The sequence below is a fragment of the Novosphingobium sp. JCM 18896 genome, from assembly GCF_025938095.1.
GTDB lineage: Bacteria > Pseudomonadota > Alphaproteobacteria > Sphingomonadales > Sphingomonadaceae > Novosphingobium.
Genome location: NZ_JAPCZF010000004.1, coordinates 1 through 18,338 on the forward strand (window position 1 = coordinate 1; position 18,338 = coordinate 18,338).

21 protein-coding genes, 2 tRNA genes and 1 pseudogene are annotated in these 18,338 nt (G+C 67.9%); 15 read left to right on the plus strand and 9 right to left on the minus strand.

Annotated elements, in window-relative coordinates; translation table 11 throughout:
• Positions 1-43 precede the first annotated feature (43 nt).
• Positions 44-120, plus strand: a tRNA-Met gene (locus OLX23_RS14385).
• Positions 121-813: 693 nt separating this feature from the next.
• On the opposite strand, the gene OLX23_RS14390 is transcribed toward OLX23_RS14385, so the two are convergent.
• From OLX23_RS14390 to OLX23_RS25765, 3 genes and pseudogenes are all read right to left on the minus strand, one after another.
• Positions 814-900 (minus strand) — tRNA-Leu (locus OLX23_RS14390).
• A gap of 129 nt (positions 901-1,029) precedes the next feature.
• On the minus strand, positions 1,030-1,611 hold the full coding sequence (locus OLX23_RS25760) for a thioredoxin (protein ID WP_319641333.1): 582 nt from the start codon (positions 1,609-1,611) through the stop codon (positions 1,030-1,032).
• 258 nt (positions 1,612-1,869) lie between these two features.
• Positions 1,870-2,052: pseudogene (locus OLX23_RS25765) on the minus strand (MJ0042-type zinc finger domain-containing protein); the annotation flags it as partial.
• A gap of 62 nt (positions 2,053-2,114) precedes the next feature.
• Between OLX23_RS25765 and ftsE the strand changes: the two are divergent.
• The 4 genes from ftsE to OLX23_RS14415 all read left to right on the plus strand — a co-directional run bounded on the left by ftsE (position 2,115) and on the right by OLX23_RS14415 (position 5,061).
• Positions 2,115-2,858, plus strand: a complete 744-nt coding sequence (gene ftsE, locus OLX23_RS14400) for a cell division ATP-binding protein FtsE (protein ID WP_264445711.1) — start codon at positions 2,115-2,117, stop codon at positions 2,856-2,858.
• A gap of 95 nt (positions 2,859-2,953) precedes the next feature.
• On the plus strand, positions 2,954-3,811 hold the full coding sequence (locus OLX23_RS14405; RefSeq protein ID WP_264446253.1) for an FtsX-like permease family protein: 858 nt from the start codon (positions 2,954-2,956) through the stop codon (positions 3,809-3,811).
• 9 nt (positions 3,812-3,820) lie between these two features.
• Positions 3,821-4,351, plus strand: coding sequence for a YdcF family protein (locus OLX23_RS14410; RefSeq protein ID WP_264445712.1), 531 nt, complete (start codon positions 3,821-3,823; stop codon positions 4,349-4,351).
• Positions 4,352-4,353: 2 nt separating this feature from the next.
• Positions 4,354-5,061, plus strand: a complete 708-nt coding sequence (locus tag OLX23_RS14415) for a lysophospholipid acyltransferase family protein (RefSeq protein ID WP_264445713.1) — start codon at positions 4,354-4,356, stop codon at positions 5,059-5,061.
• On the opposite strand, the gene OLX23_RS14420 is transcribed toward OLX23_RS14415, so the two are convergent.
• Genes OLX23_RS14420 through OLX23_RS14430 form a run of 3 tightly spaced genes read right to left on the minus strand, consistent with a single transcriptional unit; the run spans position 5,058 to position 7,912 of the window.
• Positions 5,058-5,849, minus strand: a complete 792-nt coding sequence (locus OLX23_RS14420; RefSeq protein WP_264445714.1) for a transglutaminase-like domain-containing protein — start codon at positions 5,847-5,849, stop codon at positions 5,058-5,060. The genes OLX23_RS14415 and OLX23_RS14420 overlap by 4 nt on opposite strands.
• A gap of 54 nt (positions 5,850-5,903) precedes the next feature.
• Entirely contained in the window at positions 5,904-6,818 is a 915-nt protein-coding gene (locus OLX23_RS14425) for a prephenate/arogenate dehydrogenase family protein (RefSeq protein ID WP_264445715.1), read from the minus strand.
• Positions 6,815-7,912 (minus strand): pyridoxal phosphate-dependent aminotransferase, encoded by a 1,098-nt coding sequence (locus OLX23_RS14430; protein ID WP_264445716.1) that lies wholly within the window; start codon positions 7,910-7,912, stop codon positions 6,815-6,817. Before OLX23_RS14430 ends, OLX23_RS14425 begins: the two co-directional genes overlap by 4 nt.
• A 118-nt stretch (positions 7,913-8,030) precedes the next feature.
• Between OLX23_RS14430 and OLX23_RS14435 the strand changes: the two genes are divergently transcribed.
• From OLX23_RS14435 to metW, 4 genes are read left to right on the plus strand one after another with little or no spacing between them, the layout of a single operon-like run.
• Entirely contained in the window at positions 8,031-9,560 is a 1,530-nt protein-coding gene (locus OLX23_RS14435; protein ID WP_264445717.1) for a flavin monoamine oxidase family protein, read from the plus strand.
• A 44-nt stretch (positions 9,561-9,604) separates the two neighbouring features.
• Positions 9,605-10,714, plus strand: coding sequence for a homoserine O-acetyltransferase MetX (metX, locus tag OLX23_RS14440; protein ID WP_264445718.1), 1,110 nt, complete (start codon positions 9,605-9,607; stop codon positions 10,712-10,714).
• On the plus strand, positions 10,711-11,142 hold the full coding sequence (locus OLX23_RS14445) for a GNAT family N-acetyltransferase (protein WP_264445719.1): 432 nt from the start codon (positions 10,711-10,713) through the stop codon (positions 11,140-11,142). Before metX ends, OLX23_RS14445 begins: the two co-directional genes overlap by 4 nt.
• The gene (metW, locus tag OLX23_RS14450) at positions 11,139-11,732 is read left to right on the plus strand and encodes a methionine biosynthesis protein MetW (protein ID WP_264445720.1); all 594 of its coding nucleotides are present in this window, start codon (positions 11,139-11,141) and stop codon (positions 11,730-11,732) included. The genes OLX23_RS14445 and metW overlap by 4 nt, the downstream gene beginning before the upstream one ends.
• 54 nt (positions 11,733-11,786) lie before the next feature.
• On the opposite strand, the gene OLX23_RS14455 is transcribed toward metW, so the two are convergent.
• A complete protein-coding gene (locus tag OLX23_RS14455; RefSeq protein WP_264445721.1) occupies positions 11,787-12,176 on the minus strand; it encodes a VOC family protein in 390 nt (129 codons plus the stop codon).
• A 12-nt stretch (positions 12,177-12,188) separates the two neighbouring features.
• Positions 12,189-12,569: a VOC family protein gene (locus OLX23_RS14460; protein ID WP_264445722.1), complete on the minus strand. Its 381-nt coding sequence runs from the start codon at positions 12,567-12,569 to the stop codon at positions 12,189-12,191.
• 174 nt (positions 12,570-12,743) lie between these two features.
• Here OLX23_RS14460 and OLX23_RS14465 point away from each other — a divergent pair, with 174 nt between their 5' ends.
• Together OLX23_RS14465 and OLX23_RS14470 are read left to right on the plus strand one after the other, a co-directional pair.
• On the plus strand, positions 12,744-13,175 hold the full coding sequence (locus tag OLX23_RS14465; RefSeq protein ID WP_264445723.1) for a hypothetical protein: 432 nt from the start codon (positions 12,744-12,746) through the stop codon (positions 13,173-13,175).
• A gap of 86 nt (positions 13,176-13,261) precedes the next feature.
• Complete coding sequence (locus OLX23_RS14470; RefSeq protein ID WP_264445724.1) at positions 13,262-13,933, plus strand: glutathione S-transferase family protein; 672 nt, start codon at positions 13,262-13,264, stop codon at positions 13,931-13,933.
• Between the two features lie 41 nt (positions 13,934-13,974).
• On the opposite strand, the gene OLX23_RS14475 is transcribed toward OLX23_RS14470, so the two are convergent.
• Positions 13,975-14,934: a complex I NDUFA9 subunit family protein gene (locus tag OLX23_RS14475; RefSeq protein WP_264445725.1), complete on the minus strand. Its 960-nt coding sequence runs from the start codon at positions 14,932-14,934 to the stop codon at positions 13,975-13,977.
• 154 nt (positions 14,935-15,088) lie between these two features.
• Here OLX23_RS14475 and OLX23_RS14480 point away from each other — a divergent pair, with 154 nt between their 5' ends.
• The 4 genes from OLX23_RS14480 to OLX23_RS14495 are packed head-to-tail and all read left to right on the plus strand — an operon-like array spanning position 15,089 to position 18,337.
• Entirely contained in the window at positions 15,089-16,585 is a 1,497-nt protein-coding gene (locus OLX23_RS14480; protein WP_264445726.1) for a DHA2 family efflux MFS transporter permease subunit, read from the plus strand.
• 55 nt (positions 16,586-16,640) lie between these two features.
• The gene (locus OLX23_RS14485; RefSeq protein WP_264445727.1) at positions 16,641-17,195 is read left to right on the plus strand and encodes a hypothetical protein; all 555 of its coding nucleotides are present in this window, start codon (positions 16,641-16,643) and stop codon (positions 17,193-17,195) included.
• Positions 17,196-17,210: 15 nt separating this feature from the next.
• A complete protein-coding gene (locus tag OLX23_RS14490; protein WP_264445728.1) occupies positions 17,211-17,831 on the plus strand; it encodes a 6-phosphogluconolactonase in 621 nt (206 codons plus the stop codon).
• The gene (locus OLX23_RS14495; RefSeq protein ID WP_264445729.1) at positions 17,819-18,337 is read left to right on the plus strand and encodes an NUDIX domain-containing protein; all 519 of its coding nucleotides are present in this window, start codon (positions 17,819-17,821) and stop codon (positions 18,335-18,337) included. Before OLX23_RS14490 ends, OLX23_RS14495 begins: the two co-directional genes overlap by 13 nt.
• Position 18,338 lies beyond the last annotated feature (1 nt).

Sequence of the window (18,338 nt, forward strand, 5' to 3'; positions counted from 1 at the left end):
AACAAAACGCTTCCGGGCTGCCTCGCGCCGCCCGCCATGGTGACGCGGGGTGGAGCAGCCCGGTAGCTCGTCAGGCTCATAACCTGAAGGTCGTAGGTTCAAATCCTACCCCCGCAACCACCACCTTGGAATCAAGCACAACACAAGGCCGCCCTTCGGGGCGGCCTTTGTCGTTTAGGGCTTCAGTGCAGTCCCTGAGCCCGATGCCCGAGCGCGTGGCGTGCGGTTTGCAAGCAAGGCCGGTTTGCGATCGTCGTCGGGCATGGTGCCCTTGAGAGTGAAATACAGCGATCAGTACCTCGCTACATCGAGCAGCACGCGAACTGGTGCTCGGCGCTTCTCCATGAGGCACGGGAGCCAGAACGGCATGCGGCTCTTGCGGAGTCGCCGGCGATGCAGGCGACGCTCAGCAACGTGCTTTGCCAATGTCGCCTACCAAGGCGCGACGCGATGAGCATTTCGATCAAGGAGCAGGCGGAACTCGGCTAGATCCATCCGCCTGAGAGTCCTTCTGGGCGACAGGTTCGATCTGGCACGACTAGTAGGCCAGGTCGCATCCGGAACTTTGGAATGCCGGGCGAATATATCCTTGCCGGATCGTGCTTGGCGCGAAGCCGCGAAGCAAAGCCTTCCAGTGCGCGCGAGCTTCCGGCGCATTTTCGAACGCGAGGGGGCGGGCAATCGCCGCTATCAGCCGACAAGCCCGCGCCGATAACGGCAGTCTAGAGAAATCTATCTATGGGATCGCCCTCTGGGCGGGGCGGGGTGGCAGCCTTGTGCCAGGCCCCGAAAACCTTCTCGTCTGAAGAAGGATGGTGCGGTCGAGAAGACTCGAACTTCCACGGGCTTTCGCCCACAACGACCTCAACGTTGCGCGTCTACCAATTCCGCCACGACCGCTAAATCATCGGGCCGCCGTGGCTGCCCGGGTGGGGTAGGAGCGCGCCATTAGCAAAGGGAGTCGGGGGCTGCAAGCGATGAGTCGGCGATATTGCAGACTATTTTTGCACGGCGATGAAACCGCCGATGTCAGCCGGGCTTCCAGCCGATCTCGGCGATCCGCGCGCTCTTGGGAACGTCGGTCACGGCTTCGTTGACCTCGACCGTCTCGCCGGGCGCCAGGACGCGCTTGGGCGGGGCGACTTCGTAGGAATAGACGATCTTCTCGCGCCCGTCGCGCAGCACGATCAGGATCGTCGGGACCGTACGGCGCGTCTGGCCGACATTGGTGACGGTGCCGCTGGCGCTGAAGAACTCGGCGCCGTTGGGCATCGTGCGGCGATCCTGGCGGTTGGCCGGGAAGTTGAGCACGAGGTCGGGCTGGGCCTCGGCGAAGGTTGCGCGCGCGAGCGGCATCCAGTCGGGCAGGCCGTAGCGCGCGACGACTGCGACCGCGCCCGTGGCGACCACGGCGAACAGCGCGGCGGCCATGGTCCACATGCGCAGGCGGTTGCGTCGCGGCTTGAAGGGCGGCTCGAAGTCGAAACTCGAGCGTGCCTCGTCGAAGTAGCGATCGCCGCTGTCGTCGGCGTAGACGCGGGCGCTCTCGTCGGCGATCGGGCCGAGCGGTGGCTCGGGTTCGGAAACGGCTTCGGGCGTCGGCCAGTTCAACCCTTCGTGCGTGTCGTCGCTTGGTTTGTCCGCGACGGGTGTTACCGTGGGCGAATCTACCGCGGCCGGCGGCGGTGCTGTGACGGTCGGGGCCGCTACGGGAACGACGGGCGGCGGAGGAGGAGGCGGTGCAGCGGGCGCCGGTGACGCCGGCGGCGGAGCAGCAGGTTGGGGGGCAGCGGGTTGAGGGGCCGGGGACTGGGCCGTGGCGCTCGCGACGAGCGCTTCGGCCGAAGGACCATCCTGGAACCAGCTGTGTCGGCACTTGGCGCAGCGTACGGTGCGCCCGTCCACACCGATCGCACTGTCCGGAACGACGTAGCGGGTCGAACATGCGGGACAGGCGATAATCATGACGCCATTGTTAAACATGCCGAGGCCCTGTGCGACAAGACTTGCGCGGTGGATGGAACGCCGCATTGGCCTTTTTTCCACATGCATAGGTCTGTATAGCCACGATCAGAGACCAGAGACCCGACCGAAGACCCGATCGAAACCGCACAATGAACCAGGCCGCCGACGGCGAAATCGTCCATTTCGACAATGTCGGCCTGCGTTACGGCACGGACCGGGAAGTGCTGAGCGACGTGTCGTTCACGCTCTATCCGGGCAGCTTCTATTTTCTCACGGGGGCGAGCGGCGCGGGCAAGACTTCGCTGCTCAAGCTGCTTTACCTGGCGCAGCGGCCGTCGCGCGGAATGATCCGCATGTTCGGCGCCGATGCGATCACCCTGCCGCGCGATCGCCTGCCGGCGCTACGGCGGCGGCTCGGCGTCGTCTTCCAGGACTTCCGCCTCGTTCCGCACCTCTCGGCCGTGGACAACGTCTCGCTGCCGCTGCGCGTCGCGGGCATTCCCGAGCGCGACATCGCCAAGCCGGTGGCCGACATGCTCGAATGGGTCGGCCTCGGCGATCGCATGCAGGCGCGTCCCGCAACGCTGTCGGGCGGCGAGCAGCAGCGCGTGGCCATCGCCCGCGCGGTGATCGGCCGGCCCGACCTGCTCGTCGCCGATGAGCCGACGGGCAACGTCGATCCCGACATGGCGATCAAGCTGCTGCGCCTGTTCGAGGCGCTGAACCGTCTGGGCACGACGGTTGTTGTGGCGACGCACGACGTCCATCTGCTCAAGAAGGTGCCCGACTCGCTGATCATGCGGCTCGACAAGGGGCGCTTGTCCGATCCGACCGGGGCGCTACGCTATCCACCGAAGCGCGCCACCGGCGCGGGCGGCGAGGACGAGGCGTGAACGAAAGCGGCGGCGGAGCGCGAGCCCTGGCCTGGCGGCGGCTGTCCGGCGTCGGCGAGCACGAACTCGTCCCGCAGGCGCGCCTGTCGGGGCCGATGCCCTGGGTGATCGCGATCATGGTGGCACTGACCGTCATCGCCGCGGCCGCCGGACTCGCCTTGCGCAACGCGGCTTCGGCCACCACCGCCGAACTCCGCGGCGGGGTCACCGTCCAGATCGTCGAGGCATCGCCCGAGAAGCGCACGAAACAGGCGCAAGCGGTCGTGCGGCGCCTTGGGCGGATGCCCGAGGTGGAGAGCGTGCGGCTCGTCCCGCAGGACGAGCTCGACGGGCTGATCGAGCCCTGGCTCGGCGGCAAGGCGGGCCATGACGACGACGATTACGAGAGTGCGGACGAGGCGGCGATCCCGGTGCCCGCGCTGATCGATGCGCGGATCACCGGTGAGGTCACCGATGCGCGCCTCGCCGCGATCCAGGCGGCACTGCGCGGCGAGGCTCCGGCGGCGCGGGTCGATGCCCAGTCGCGCTGGCTCAAGCCTGTGCTCGATGCGATCGAATCGCTGCAGTGGCTGGCGATCGCGCTGGTTGCACTGCTCGCGCTCGCGCTCGCCGCGGCGGTGCTGCTGGCCGTGCGTTCGGCACTTGGTGCCAACCGCGATACGATCGAGATCGTCCATCTGCTCGGCGCGACCGATCGTCAGGTCGCGCGCGTATTCCAGCGCACCACGGGCATTGATGCCGCGGGTGGGGGCCTGCTTGGCATGGTGTTGGCGTTGGTCGTTTTGCTGTTCCTCGCGCGGCGCTTCGCCTCGCTCGGCGCGGGCATGGTCGATTACGGCGCGCTCGACTGGCTCGACTGGATCACGCTCGGCTTCGTGCCGCTTGTGGCGATCATGCTGGCGATGCTGACCGCGCGCCTCACGGTCCTGCGCACTTTGCGCAAGATGCTCTAAGACGCCGCAATGATCCGCCGAATCCTGTCCTTCGTGGTGCTCGTCTGGCTGCTGGGCTTCGTCTGGTTCGCCGTCGCACTGTCGGGCCCGGTCGAGGGCGGCAAGAGCGACGCCGTGGTCGTGCTCACCGGGGGCGGTGGGCGGATCGATCGCGGGCTCGAGGCGCTGCAGAAGGGCTGGGCCCGGCGCATGCTGGTCTCGGGCGTCGATCGCGAGGTCAAGCCGCGCGAATTCGCGCACGAGTACAAGGTGTCGCCGGCTTTGATGGCTTGCTGCGTGACCCTGGGCTTCCAGTCGGTCGACACGCGTTCGAACGCGAGCGAGACCGCGGACTGGATCGCCTCGCACAAGTTCCGTTCGGTCCGGCTCGTCACGACCGACTGGCACATGCGCCGCGCGGCGATGGAGCTTAGCGCGCAGCTGCCCGGCCATATCGAACTGATCCGCGACGCGGTGCCTTCGCAGCCTACGTTCCGCACGCTGTTTCTCGAATACAACAAGCTGCTCGCGCGGAGCGTGCAGCGCCTGGCGGGGATGTGACGATGGCAGTGACCGATCGGGCGAGCCTGGGCGACGTGCTGCGCAGCCTGGTGTTCTACGTCGTCTTCTATCTCGGCACGGCCGGCTATGTGCTCGGCTCGCTTGCCGCCTTGGCCTTCGGGCGGCGCGCCTTCATTACGGCGGTCGATGGCTGGTCGGGCTTCCATCGGCTTTGCGCGCGGTACCTTCTCGGCATCCGCGTGGTTCTTGAAGGCGAACTGCCGACCGAGGGGGCGCTCATCGCGCTCAAGCACGAAAGCTTCTTCGAGGCGATCGACCTGCCGCATATGCTTCATCGCCCGGCGGTGATCGCCAAGGCGGAACTCCTGCGGATCCCGCTCTGGGGCCTGGCGGGATCGACCTACGGCCTGATCGGGGTCGAACGCGACCAGGGCGCCAAGGCGCTGCGCACGATGCTCACCGCCGCGCGCAAGCTGGTGGCCGAAGGGCGGGTGCTGGCGATCTTCCCCGAAGGTACCCGCGTGCGCCACGGCACCCGGCCCGAACTGCAGTCGGGCTTCGCCGGGCTCTACAAGCTGCTGGCCATGCCGGTTGTACCGGTCGCGGTGAACAGCGGTCCGCTCTATCACCGCCGTTGGAAGCGTCCGGGGACGATCACCTTGCGCGTCGGCGAGACGATCCCGACGGGCTTGCCGCGCGACGAGATCGAAGCGCGCGTGCGCGACGCGATCAACGCGCTGAATCCCTAGCTACGCGTGACCGTCACCGACTGGTGGTTCATTTCGGCAGGGCCGTAGCTCGTGAGGAACGAGACGTCGGCGGCGTCGCGGCCGACGCCGATCTTCGCCATCTCGGTCGCCTGCGCCATGCCGGTCGGGTCGACCAGATACCAGGCGCCGCCGAGGAACACCTCGGGCACGGCATGGAAGTCCTGGGGCTCGACGCCGAGCGCATAGACGCTGGCGAAGCGCGCAGGAATCGCGCTGGCCCGGACGAGCGAGATCAGCAGATGCGCGAAGTCACGGCAGACGCCCTGGCGCATGACGAAGCTTTCGAGCGCGGTGGTCGACGAATTGCTGGTGCCGGGCTGGTAGGTGCAATGGCTCTGCACCCATTCGCACATCGCTGCCACCCGCGAGCCGCCGGTCAGTCCGCCGAACTGGGCGTCGACGAAGTTCTGGAACTGGTCCGACGGACAGTAGCGAGAAGGCAGCATGTATTGCACCGTTTCGCCGGGAAGCTGGTGCGGTGGGACCACGGCCAGGCTGTGCAATTCCCCGCTGAGGCGGTGGATCGCGACCGTGGAGGTGTAGCGAACCCGCAATTCGCCCTGTAGCCGCAGCCAGATCCGATCGCCGATCGTGTCGTGACCGGGCACGCGCGCAAAATGCTCGACCGGGCTGATCTCGATATGGGCGTTCTGGATGGTCTGTTCGGGGATCACCGCAGCCTCGACCTGAAGCAGAACATCGGTTCGTTCCAGGAAATCGTAGGCGAGTTCGGCCTCGATGCTGAGTGTTGCGACGCGTTGTCCCATTCCCGCGCAGAAGAACCGAAACGCGAAAAGGTTGCAATGTTTCAGTTTCGGGACTCAGGACTTGCCGTGATCGCTCCGACCGAAATCGGCGCGCGCGTCGTCCTGGCCCTCGGCGATGATCGAGCGGCGGACGGCGCGGGTGCGGGTGAAATGATCGAACAGCGCCTGGCCGTCACCGACGCGAATGGCCTTTTGCAACCCGGTCAGATCCTCGGTGAAACGCTGGAGCATTTCGAGCACCGCGTCCTTGTTCGACAGGAACACGTCGCGCCACATCGTCGGGTCAGACGCGGCGATGCGGGTGAAGTCGCGGAAGCCGCCGGCCGAATACTTGATGACCTCGCTCTGCGTCACCGCCTCGAGGTCCGAGGCCGTGCCGACGATCGTATAGGCGATCAGGTGCGGCAGGTGGCTGGTCACGGCCAGCACCAGGTCGTGATGCTGCGCGTCCATGATCTCGACATTGGCGCCGAGCGCTTCCCAGAACTCGACGAGGCCGGTCAGCAGCAGCAGATTGCTCGGCTCGGGCGGGGTGACGATGCACCAGCGGTTCTGGAACAGCGTCGCGAAGCCTGCGTCGGGACCAGAGTTCTCGGTGCCGGCGACGGGGTGTGCGGGAATGATCGTGTGGCCGGGCAGGGCTTCGCTGAGCGCCTTGGCCACGGCCTGCTTGCTCGAGCCGACGTCGCTGATCAGCGCGGTCGGTGGGATGGCATCGGCGCAGGCGCGCGCGGCTTCGCCCATCGCGCTCGGCGGCACGCAGAAGATTACCAGCTCGGCCTCACGCACGGCATCGGCGGCGGTTTCGCAGACCTGATCGACGAGACCGCGTTCGGTCGCGCGGGCGCGCGTCTCGGGCAGGTGATCGTAGCCCGTGGTCCGCGCGTCGGGCAGATATTCGCGCACCGCCAGGCCGATCGAGCCGCCCTGGAGGCCGAGGCCGATGATGGCGATGCGCTGGAAGCTCATTTCGCGGCTTCCGCCATCTCGCGCAAGCCGGCGGCGATCGCATCCATCTGCTCGGCCGTGCCGATGGTGATACGCAGGCCATGGGGGAGGCCCTGGCCCGGCAGCCAGCGGGTGATGGTGCCGCGTTCAGCGAGGCCATTGTAGGCGGCCTCGCCGGTCAGCTTGCCGGCGAACAGCAGCAGGACGAAATTCGCCTCGCTTGGCACCGCGCGGATGCCGTGGTTGTTCATGGCTTCGATCGCCGCGACGAAGCGCGCTCGCTCGGCGGCGTTGTGCTCGCGCGAGTGTATGACGAAGTCCTGGTCCTCGACGGCGGCGAGCGCAGTGGCCTGCGCGCTGTTGCTCAGGTTGAACGGCCCGCGGATGCGGTTGAGCACGTCGATCACCGCCGGTGCCGCGGTGCCCCAACCGACGCGTTCGCCGGCCAGGCCATAACCCTTGGAGAAGGTGCGCGTGACCAGCACGTTGTCATGGGCCTCCGCCAGCGCGAGCCCACCGTCGTCGTCTTCGGGTGCGACATACTCGGCATAGGCCTGGTCGATCACCAGTAGTACGTCGCCGGGCAGGCCGGCGTGCAGCCGTGCCAGCTCTTCCCGCGGGGTGAACGAGCCGGTGGGATTATTGGGATTGGCGAGAAATACCACGCGGGTCTTGTCGCTGACCAGCGCGAGCAGCGCATCGACGTCTGTTCCGTAGTCGAGGTCGGGCGCGATCACTGGAGTTGCGCCGCAACGCCGCGCAACGATCTCGTAGAGCGAGAAGCCATAACGGACGTAGAGGATTTCGTCTCCCGGGCCAGCATAGGCGGAGGCCGCCACGCTCAGCAGTTCGCCCGAGCCGGTGCCGCAGATGATCCGCGCGGGATCGACCCCATGGACCTTGCCGATCGCCGCGCGCAGCGCGTTGCTGTCGGGATCGGGGTAGAGCGAGGGCACCACCGCCTGCGCGCGCGCAGCCAAAGCCTTGGGGCTGGTGCCCAGCGGGTTCTCGTTGGCCGAAAGCTTGATCAGCGGACGCCCGTCCTTGCCGGCGCTCTTGCCGGGGACATAGGCGTGGATCTCGGCGATCCAGGGTTTGGGCTGCGGACCGGTCATGCCGCGGGCTTTAGGGCGGCTTTGGCGCAAAGCACAAGCGCCGCGTTTTCGGGACCTTCACAGAGCGGGCAAAATGATGCTTTCTGTCGCCGGGACGCGACAGCTTGGGGGGACGAGCATGCGGACGGATGGACTGTTCTGGCGCGCGTTGAACGCGGCGCGCGCGGCCAATCTCGAAGACGAAGGCCAGGCACCGGCGATCGCGGGATCGGCCGGGCTCACCCGGCGCCGGATGCTCGGCGCCATGGCGGCGAGCGCCGCGCTGCCCATGGTCGGCTGCGCGCCGCTGCCCACCGCGAGTTCGTCGAGCCGCGTGGCGATCGTCGGTGGCGGCCTGGCCGGGCTGATCGCACTGCGCGACCTGCGCAAGGCCGGGGTCGAGGCGACGCTCTACGAGGCGCGCAGCCGGCTCGGCGGCCGTGTTTCGACCTATCACGGCGGCCCGGTGCCCGCCGACGACGGCGGCCAGTTCATCAACGGCGATCATGACGACGTCTTGGCGCTGGCCCGGGAGCACCGGCTCGAACTGATCGACCGCGTGCCCTTGGCGGGCCGGACCCTGCTGGTCGATTCCTACTGCCGGGTGCTCACTGAGGAGCAGCTAGTCGAGGACCTGCGACCGCTGGCCACGGCGATCGCCGCCGATGCCGCCGCGATCGATGCCGACGACGGCGCCCTGGCCGCGCTCGATGCGATCTCGGTCAGCCAGTATCTCGATCGGCATCACAACCTCGTCAAACCCTATGTCCGCGCGCTGATGGAAGCGACGATGCGCACCGAGTTCGGGCAGGATCCGAGCCAAGCCTCGGCGGTCCAGCTGATCTGGAACCTGCCGCAGGTCTCCGGTCGCCAGCTCCGCGTGATCGGATCGAGCGACGAGCGCTTCGTGCTCAAGGGCGGGTCGGGCACTCTGATCGAGGCGCTCGCACCAGACTTGATGGCCCATGTCCATACGGCGCATGTGCTGGAAGCGGTGCGGCCTTCGGGCGCGGGCGCGCGGTTGCGCTTCGCCAACGGCAAGGTGGTCGAGGCAGAACGCGTGATCGTCACCGTCCCTGCGCCGTTGCTCCGCACGATCGATTTCGGCGGGATGCTGCCGCCCCTGTGGCAGAGCTACGCAGCCGAGATCGACAACGGCCGCAACGAGAAGCTCAACGCCGCCTATCACGGCAAGCCCTGGGAGGGCTCGATGGGCCGCGCCGGCGACGTCTGGCCATTAGCCGGCGGCTTTGCCGAGGGCTGGGACGCGACCACCGTGGCGGGCGACACCGGGCTGATGACCTTCTTTATGGGCGGCGCGCAGTGCGCGGCTTCCACCAGGTACGACGCCGCCAGCCTGCGCCGCGATTTCGAGACCGTTGTCGCTTCCGCTGTGCCCGGCTTGACCCAGGCCGCGACCACCTGGCAGCGCCGCACCAACTGGACCAACGACCGCTTTGCGCGCGGGTCCTACGCCTGCTTCCGGCCGGGCCAACTGACCCGCTATGCCGGGCTGTTCTGGCTCGAAGAGGGCGGCAAGGCGGTGCAGAGCCCCGTCGTCGGCCCGCTGATCTTCGCCGGCGAGCACCTGTCCGATGCCTGGCCGGGCTTCATGAACGGCGGCGCGCAGACCGGGCGGCTGGCGGCCCAGGCGGTGCTCGGCAGCTGACGTCATTGACAGCAGCCGGGGCGTCCCCCAAGTCCGCACATCCTATGGCTACCGCCGCCGTCATCGCTGCCAGCGAAGTGCTGGAACTGACCGAACCGCTGCCGCTCGATTGCGGCCAGCAGCTCGAAGGCGTGCGCATCGCCTACGAGGCCTATGGCACGCTGTCGCCGGCCAAGGACAACGTCGTGCTGATCCAGCACGCGACGACCGGCGACCAGCACGTCGCCAGCCCGCATCCCAAGACCGGCAAGCCCGGCTGGTGGGATCGCATGGTCGGGCCGGGCAAGCCGATCGATACCGACCGCTTCTACGTGCTCTGCGCCAATGTCCTGGGCTCGTGCATGGGCTCGACCGGCCCGGGCAGCCTCGCGCCCGACGGGCGGCCCTATGCGATGCGCTTTCCGGTCATCACGATCCGCGACATGGTCCGCGCGCAGGTGGCCCTGCTCGATACGCTGGGGATCGAGCGGCTCTATTGCGTGGTCGGCGGCTCGATGGGCGGCATGCAGTCACTGAGCCTCGCCGCCAACTGGCCGCACCTGCCCGAGCGCGTCATGGTCATCGCCGCGACCGCAACGATGCCCGCGCAGAACATCGCCTTCCAGGAGGTCGGCCGCCAAGCGATCACCGCGGATCCCAACTGGCAGGCGGGCGACTACTACGGCACGGGCAAGGCGCCCGACGCGGGCCTCGCGGTTGCTCGCATGGCCGCGCACATCACCTATCTGTCCGAAGCCAGCCTGACCGAGAAGTTCGGCCGCCGCCTGCAGGACCGCCAGTCGAAGACCTTCGGCTTCGACGCCGATTTCCAGGTGGAAAGCTATCTGCGCCACCAGGGCGCGAGCTTCACCAACCGCTTCGACGCGAACTCGTACCTCTACATCACGCGCGCGATGAGCTATTTCGACCTCGCCGAAGAGCACGGCGGCCTGCTCGCCGACGCCTTCCGCGCGAGCGAGGCGCGCTTCTGCGTGATCAGCTTCGATACCGACTGGCTCTATCCGACCGAACTTTCGCGCAAGCTGGTCCATGCGCTCAACGCCTCGGGCGCGCCGGTCAGTTTCGTCGAGCTGTCGGCACCCTTTGGCCACGACAGCTTCCTGCTCGACGTGCCCGCGCTCGATCGCGTGATCGCCGGGTTCCTCAGCCGATGAGAGCGCTTCCTGCGGGCTATGTCCTGATCGATGCGCCGGACCGGATCGATGCCGTTGCTGCCCATGCCTATCTGACGCGGTCCTATTGGGCCGAAGGCATCCCGCTCGAGACCGTCGAACGTTCGATCGCGGGTTCGCTGTGCGTCGCGATCCAGCACGAGGGGCGCCAGGTCGCCTTCGCGCGCATCGTCAGCGACTATGCGACCTTCGCTTACCTCGCCGACGTCCACGTGATCGAGGACCATCGTGGGCAGGGGCTCTCGCATGTGATGGTCGAGCATTTCCTCGCGCATCCGCGGCTGCAGGGGCTGCGGCGTTGGGCGCTGTTCACGCTCGATGCCCACGGGCTCTACGAACAATACGACTTTTCGCGCTACCCCCATCCCGAGAGGGTGATGACGCGCGACGATCCGGACGTGTACCGATGACAGAACTGCGTACCGACCTTGCGCTGATCGCGCAGAACGTCGCCCAGGGTACGCGCGTGCTCGACGTCGGCTGCGGCGACGGCACTCTGCTACAGGTGCTGCGCGACGAGCGGCAGTGTCAGGTCAACGGCATGGAGATCGATCCGGGCGACGTCGCCGAATGCGTCGGCAAGGGGCTGTCGGTGATCCAGGGCGACGCCGACAAGGACCTGGCCTTCTATCCCGACGGCGCCTTCGACTACGCGATCCTCAGCCAGACTCTGCAGACGACGATGCGGCCCGACCAGGTGATGGAGGAACTGCTGCGCATCGGCCGGCGTGCCTTCGTCTCGTTCCCCAACTTCGCGCACTGGCGCGTGCGGCTGTCGCTGCTGTGGCGCGGGCGCATGCCCGTCACGCGGCTGCTGCCCGTGGCCTGGTACGAGACGCCGAACATCCACCACCTGACCGTCGCGGACTTCCGCGCTTTCGTCGAGGAGCGCGGGATCAAGGTGGAACAGGCCTGGTACCTGTCGGGCGACCGGCTGCGCGGCACCAGCGTCGCCAACTTCCGCGCCGAACACGCGATCTTCCTGTTGTCACGCTCATGAAAAAACCTCCCCGAGCGGGCTCGGGGAGGTTCTGAAACCCGGTAATCGGTCGGCTCAACCGATGTTGAGGCCGTGGTAGACCGCCAGCTTGTTGCCGTCGGGGTCGCGCAGGTAGGCGCCGAACTTGCCGCCGGTCTGCGGCTTGGGCTCGGGCTTGCCTTCGCAGGTGCCGCCGTTGGCCATGCCGGCTTCGTACCAGGCCGAGACCTGCTCGTCGCTGTCCGCGGCAAACAGGATCGTGCCGCCGTTGGCATGGGTCGCCGGCTGACCGTCGCGTGCCGGGCCGACTGCGAAGTTCGGGCCGCCGGGGATCTTGTACATGATGATCGGATATTCGGCGGGCATCGACGAGGGCGGCAGGCCGAGCGCGCCGAAGGTCGCATCGTAGAAGGCGCGCGACTTGTCGAGGTCGTTGGTGCCGAGGCGGAGATTGAGCAGGTTCATGAGTTCGTTTCCTTACTGGCCGAGCGGGTACATCGCGCAGAGCTTGTTGCCGTCGGGATCGCGCAGATAGGCGAGGTGGAGCTTGGCGAAGCCGAGGTCGCGCGGGCCGGGGGCGTCCTCGCAGGTGGTGCCGCCGTTGGCGACACCGGCAGCGTGCCAGGCATCGGCCTGTTCGGCGCTGGCCATCCCGAAGCCTATCGTGCCGCCGTTGGCGAAGGTCGCGGCCTCGCCGTTGATCGGCTTGGTCACCATGAAGTTGGCGCCGTTGTGCATATAGGCGAGGCGCGTGCCCATATCCGCGCCGGGATTGCCGCCGATCGCGCCGAACAGCGCGTCGTAGAAGGTCTTCGATTTCTGGAGGTCGTTGCTGCCGACCACCACGTGCGTGAACATGGTACGTCTCCCGGTTGTTGTCGTGCGGTGCGGTTTCTATCGGCGCGGGGGCCGCGGTCAATCGCTCATTGCCGCCCGTCGCATAGCGCGTTCAGGCGAGGGCAAAGTGGCCTATCCTAGAGCACGCCTTCGTTGATTCGCCCGTTGTATAGTCAGGCCGGGAAGGACCCCGCCATGCCGCGCCGCATCTTGCTTTCGACCGTTTCGCTCGCCGCCCTGGCGCTCGCCCCTTTGCCTGCCTTCGCGCGCGACGATGCCTCCCGAGACGTTACTGGCGACGTGGCCAAGCAGCTTTCCGATCCCGGCAACCAGGTCGCCGCGACCGTGGCACTGACCGCGCTCAGCGAGGCGCTGCTCGATGTCAGGATCGAGCCGCTGCGCCGTGCGCTCGGTGCGATGGGCAGCGACATGGCCGATGACCTGCCGCCCGATGCGCGCCTGCGCGATCTCGCCGGTCCCGGTGCACGCGACCTGCCGGGCGACATCGGCCGGACCGTGCCCAAGACGATGGGCGCGGCTGCTGGCATGGCCGGCGCCGTCGGTGAAATGCTGCCCGAATTGCAGGCCGCGATCGACCGGATGAAGAACGCGCTGCCCAAGCCATAGCGGCTCCCACTTTTCCACCCCAATTCGCCGCCGTTCGGGCTTTCCCCGGGTGGACGCCGCGCAACCGCTTGGGCATTACGACCGGCATGTGGCAGCTCCATCAATTCCCGCTGTGCCCGTTCAGCCGCAAGGTTCGCCTGCTGATGAGCGAGAAGGGCATCGGCTACGAACTCTGGCGCGAGAGCCCCTGGGAAGGTCGCGACGAATTCCTCGCGATGAACCCGGCCGGGCGCACGCCCGTGCTGCACGATCCCGCGCGCGGCGTGACCTTGTCGGACAGCCGCGCGATCTGCGAGTATTTCGAGGAAACCGTCGATCGCAACCCGATGATCAACGGCACCGCGGTCAACCGTGCCGAGATCCGCCGGTTGGTCGCGCTGTTCGACGAGAATTTCTACGGCGACGTCACCGCGCCGCTGCTGCACGAGCGGATGAAGAAGCGGCTGGTCTATCGACTGTCACCCGATTCGAAGATGCTGCGCGAGGCGATGAAGCTGGCGCACGAGCATCTCTACTACATCGACTACCTGATCGATAATCGCCCCTGGCTCGCGGGCGCGACGATGAGCCTGGCCGATCTCGCCGCGGCGGCGCAGATCTCGGTGGCCGACTATCTCGGCGGCATCGACTGGTCGGCGCACGAGCAGACGCGCGGCTGGTATTCGGTGTTCAAGAGCCGGCCGAGCTTCCGGCCGCTGCTGTCCGAGCGGATGGAAGTGATCCAGCCGCCGAGCCATTACGCCGACGTGAACGCGTAAAGTCCGTCAGATCCCCCCCCTTGCGGGGAGGGTTTCTCTGATCAGCCGGCCTTGGCCTTCGCGCCGAAACGGCCGAAGCGGCGGTACTGGACCAGCCAGCGATCGAGGAACAGGCCGAGCGGGCGCGGCGTCACGCCGAGCGCGCGCAGCCCCGGCATGGCGCCGTTGGCGACGTTGCCGGCCTTGAGCAGCGCGTACTGGTCGCTGGTGATCGGCGCGCCGGGCAGGAAGCCGAACGTGGCGATTGCCGAGCCGACGAAGTCGGGCAGTTCGATCAGCCAACGCTCGCGGCCCTGGGCCGCGGCGATGCGCTGGTTGAGCTCGAGCACGCTCAGCACTTCGGGGCCGGCGATCTCGTAGGTCTTGCCGCCGTGCTTGCCCGGATTGGCGAGGGCGGAGGCGACGGCCTCGGCCGCATCGTCGACGAACAGCGGCTGCAGCTGCGCTTCGGGGGCGAAGACCGGCATCGCCGGGAGCGTGGCGATCAGCCGCGCGAACATGTTCACGAAGTTGTCGTCGGGGCCGAACAGGATCGACGGGCGCAGGATCGTCGCCGTCGGGAAGGCTGCGAGCACGGCGGCTTCGCCCTCGGCCTTGGTCCGCGCATAGTCGATCTTCGAATCGGCCTGGGCGCCGATCGCCGAGACATGGACGAAAGCGCCGACGCCGGCGGCCTTGGCCGCCGCCGCGATCTTGCCCGCGCCGCGGCCCTGGACCGCGTCGAGATCGCCGGCGAAGGCGCCGACGAGATTGACCACCGCGTCCGAGCCGTCGACGACAGCCGCGACGCCCTCGGGGCGCGTCACGTCGAGGCGGACGAACTGGACCTGGCCGAGGTTGGCCTGGGTCTTCGAGCGGAAGGCGCGTTCGGGATGGCGGCTGGCCACGCGCAGACGCGCGCCGCGCGCGAGCAGTTCCTGCACCAGGTGCTTGCCGAAGAAGCCGCTGCCGCCGAGCACGGTTACCAGCTTGCCGCGCAGTTCCTTGCCGTCGCTTGCCATTTCGTTCGATTCCAAAGGGTCTATCCGTTGGCGTCCCTTTGCACGCAGCCGCGCGGCCGCGCAACTGTCGGTGCAATGTCCGGGGCGATCGGCCGCGTTCCAGACTCGGCGTCTCGCCAAACCGCCATGGCCGTGGCAAGGCCCGCGCCGGCCGATGAATCAGACCTATCCCCCCGCGCTGCGCCGCAATCTCATCACGCTGTTCGCGCTGTCGGGCGCGTTCATGACGCAGCTCGATGCGACGATCGCCAATGTCGCGCTGCCGCACATGCAGGCCTCGACCTCGGCCTCGCGTGAGCAGGTCACCTGGGTGCTGACCTCCTACATCGTCATGGCGGCGACCTTCACGCCGCTGTCGGGCTGGCTGGCCGGGCGGATTGGCCGCAAGCGCGTGTTCCTCGGCTCGATCGCGGGCTTCACGATCGCTTCGGTGCTTTGCGGCGCGGCGGTGAACCTCGACCAGCTGATCGCCTTCCGCCTGCTCCAGGGCATCATGGGCGCCTCGCTGCTGCCGATGAGCCAGGCGATCCTGCTCGACATCAACCCGCCCGAGAAGCACGGCTCGGCCATGGCGATCTGGGGCATGGGCGCGATCCTGGGGCCGATCGTCGGCCCGCTCGCGGGCGGCTGGTTGACCGACAATTTCAGCTGGCGCTGGATCTTCTTCATCAACGTTCCCGTGGGCATCGCAGCCTTCGTCGGGCTCGTCGGCATCCTCGACGAGACGCGCGACAAGGTGGCCAAGCAGCTCGACCTGGCGGGCTTCGCGCTGCTCGGGCTCGCGGTCGCCTCGTTCCAGCTGATGCTCGATCGCGGGCAATTGCTCGACTGGTTCGCCTCGACCGAGATCTGGATCGAGGCGACGATCGCCGCGGGCGCACTCTACCTGTTCGTCGTCCATTCGCTGACGACCGCGCGGCCCTTCGTCGATCTGAGCATGTTCAAAGATCGCAACTACGTGATCGGCAACCTGCTGGGCTTCTTCCTCGGCGGGCTGATGTACGGCGTGATCGCGCTGACCGCGCCGATGCTGGCCGAACTGATGAACTATCCGATCGAGCTCGTCGGCCTGGTCACCGCGCCGCGCGGGATCGGCACCTTGATCGCCATGCCGATCGCCGGACGGCTCAGCGGCAAGGTCGATGCGCGGATCATGCTGTTCATCGGCCTCGCCTTCTGCGGCTGGTCGATGGCGCTGCTCTCGGGCGCCAGCCTGGAGATGGACAGCGAGCTCGTGATCGTCTCGGGGGTGATCCAGGGCTTCGGCGCGGGGCTGATGTTCGTGCCGATCACGATCACCGTCTTCGCCACCCTCGCGCCGCGGCTGCGCAACGAGGGCGCGGCGTTCAACTCGCTGATCCGCAACCTCGGCGCGGCGGTGTGGATCTCGGCGCTGCAGATCCTGACGATCCGCAACGAGGCGACGGTCCATTCGCGGCTGGTCGAGACCGTGCGGCCCGACAGCCCGGCCATGGCCCTGCGCGCGCCCGAGTTCGATTTCGGCGTCACCGAGTCGATCGCGATGCTCGATCGCGAGATCTCGCGGCAGGCGCTGATGGTGTCCTACATCGATTCGTTCTGGCTGATCTTCCTCGCCTGCCTGGTCGTGGCGCCGCTGGTGGTGATGCTCAAGAAGCCGCGCCAGGGCTGACGGCGGAGGTTCGGAGAGGGCTGACGGCGTCGGGCCGCGCGTGTAAGCCCGCCGCATGAGCGGCCTCTACCTCGCCTTCATCTGCGTCCTCGTGGCGGGCCTCGGCGCGCGCGACCAGGCGACCGTTGCCGCGCTGTCGGCGAACCAGGGCTCGCGTCCGGGTGTGCTGCTGACGGGCATCGCGGTGAGCCTGGCGACCGCGGCCTTCGCCGCCTGGGCGGCGTCGTTCACGATCCCGCTGCTCGTGCCCAAGGCGCGGCTGGTCATGGCGGCGATCGCTTTGATCCTCGCCGCGGGCGAATCGCTCTGGCCTTTCGCGACGAAGCGGATGGAGGAGCCGACGGCCTCGCTCGGCGCACTGGCGATTGTCCTGCTCGCGCACCAGCTGACCGATGCCGCGCGGTTCCTGATCTTCGCGATCGGCGTCGCCTTCGCGGCGCCGGTACCCGCCGGGATTGGCGGCGCGGCAGGCGCTTCGGTGATGCTGGCGGCGGGATGGCTGCTGCCCGAGATATTCGCCGATCGCCGCGTGCGCACCGCGCGCCGGGTCATGGGTGTGGTGCTTCTGCTCGCGGCGCTGGTCGTGTTCTTTCAGGCGATGACGTCCTGAGCTAAGCTCGGCGTCATGGCCGAGATCGAGATCATCGCCGACGCATCCGACGTCGAAATCGCCACCTGGCTGCTCGAGCGGCTCGAAGCCGCGCTGACGCTCGATCCGGGCGAGATCGCGATCTCGGTGCCGGGCGGCTCGACGCCGTTCCCGATCCTCGCCGAGCTCGCGCATGCGCCGCTCGACTGGAGCCGCATCGCCGTCTGGCCCGGCGACGACCGGATGGTCGAGGAAAGCCACGCGGCGAGCAACGTCGGCCGCATCCGAGCACTGCTCGAACCCGCGGGTGCGCGGATCGTGCCCTTGGCCGAGAATGCCGAGCCGCCGCATTTCGCGCTGGTCTGGCTGGGCATGGGCGGCGACGGCCACGTCGCCTCGCTGTTTCCCAACACCGACCCGCGTGCCGACGATCCCGCGCGGCTGCGCCGCCTGACCCCCGATCCGCTGCCGCCCGAGGCGCCGTTCGACCGGCTGAGCCTGACCTTGCCGGCCCTGCTCGATTCGGACCGCCTGCTCTTCGTCATCCGCGGCGCCGACAAGCGCGCGCTGTTCGAGGAAGCTGGGGCCGGGGGCAACGACCTGCCCGTCGCGCGTCTGCTGGCGGCGGCGCGGCAGCCGGTGACATGCTTCACCTGATCCCCCGTTTGCTGCCGGCGTCGCTGCACCGCACCGCCTATCGCCTGGCCCATGCCTTGCGCCGCCTGTGGTGGCGGCTGCGTCGGCCGCGGATCTACGGTTGCCGTGTACTTGCGCTCGATGACCTGGGGCGGGTGCTGCTGGTGCGGCATTCCTATGGCTCGACCAAGTGGATGGCCCCCGGCGGCGGCCTGCGCCGCGGCGAGGATTCCTTGCATGCGGCGGTGCGTGAGCTTGGCGAGGAAGTGGGGTGTCGGCTCGAAGGCGCCTGGCTGCTGGCCGTCGTCGAGGAACCGCTGAGCGGTGCGACCAATGTCGTCCACCTCGTCGCCGGCAGGCTTGCCGGCACGCCGAAGCCTGATGGCCGCGAGATCGTCGAGGCCGCCTGCTTCGCGCCCGACGCGCTGCCTGCGTCGATGCCGGAGCTGTTGCGGCGGGAACTGCCGGGTTGGTTGGATAAGATCCAATCCTCCCCGGCACGGGGAGGTGGCAGCCCGCAGGGCTGAC

Coding starts and splice junctions, on each gene's coding strand:
- OLX23_RS14485 (WP_264445727.1), top strand. CDS start 16,641: ATGAGCGGCCTCTACCTCGCCTTCATCTGCGTCCTCGTGGCGGGCCTC.
- OLX23_RS14470 (WP_264445724.1), top strand. CDS start 13,262: ATGTGGCAGCTCCATCAATTCCCGCTGTGCCCGTTCAGCCGCAAGGTT.
- OLX23_RS14460 (WP_264445722.1), bottom strand. CDS start 12,569: ATGTTCACGCACGTGGTGGTCGGCAGCAACGACCTCCAGAAATCGAAG.
- OLX23_RS14415 (WP_264445713.1), top strand. CDS start 4,354: ATGGCAGTGACCGATCGGGCGAGCCTGGGCGACGTGCTGCGCAGCCTG.
- OLX23_RS14455 (WP_264445721.1), bottom strand. CDS start 12,176: ATGAACCTGCTCAATCTCCGCCTCGGCACCAACGACCTCGACAAGTCG.
- OLX23_RS14465 (WP_264445723.1), top strand. CDS start 12,744: ATGCCGCGCCGCATCTTGCTTTCGACCGTTTCGCTCGCCGCCCTGGCG.
- OLX23_RS14445 (WP_264445719.1), top strand. CDS start 10,711: ATGAGAGCGCTTCCTGCGGGCTATGTCCTGATCGATGCGCCGGACCGG.
- OLX23_RS14410 (WP_264445712.1), top strand. CDS start 3,821: ATGATCCGCCGAATCCTGTCCTTCGTGGTGCTCGTCTGGCTGCTGGGC.
- OLX23_RS14480 (WP_264445726.1), top strand. CDS start 15,089: ATGAATCAGACCTATCCCCCCGCGCTGCGCCGCAATCTCATCACGCTG.
- OLX23_RS14405 (WP_264446253.1), top strand. CDS start 2,954: ATGCCCTGGGTGATCGCGATCATGGTGGCACTGACCGTCATCGCCGCG.
- OLX23_RS14430 (WP_264445716.1), bottom strand. CDS start 7,912: ATGACCGGTCCGCAGCCCAAACCCTGGATCGCCGAGATCCACGCCTAT.
- OLX23_RS14490 (WP_264445728.1), top strand. CDS start 17,211: ATGGCCGAGATCGAGATCATCGCCGACGCATCCGACGTCGAAATCGCC.
- OLX23_RS14475 (WP_264445725.1), bottom strand. CDS start 14,934: ATGGCAAGCGACGGCAAGGAACTGCGCGGCAAGCTGGTAACCGTGCTC.
- metW (WP_264445720.1), top strand. CDS start 11,139: ATGACAGAACTGCGTACCGACCTTGCGCTGATCGCGCAGAACGTCGCC.
- metX (WP_264445718.1), top strand. CDS start 9,605: ATGGCTACCGCCGCCGTCATCGCTGCCAGCGAAGTGCTGGAACTGACC.
- ftsE (WP_264445711.1), top strand. CDS start 2,115: ATGAACCAGGCCGCCGACGGCGAAATCGTCCATTTCGACAATGTCGGC.
- OLX23_RS14425 (WP_264445715.1), bottom strand. CDS start 6,818: ATGAGCTTCCAGCGCATCGCCATCATCGGCCTCGGCCTCCAGGGCGGC.
- OLX23_RS14435 (WP_264445717.1), top strand. CDS start 8,031: ATGCGGACGGATGGACTGTTCTGGCGCGCGTTGAACGCGGCGCGCGCG.
- OLX23_RS14420 (WP_264445714.1), bottom strand. CDS start 5,849: ATGGGACAACGCGTCGCAACACTCAGCATCGAGGCCGAACTCGCCTAC.
- OLX23_RS14495 (WP_264445729.1), top strand. CDS start 17,819: ATGCTTCACCTGATCCCCCGTTTGCTGCCGGCGTCGCTGCACCGCACC.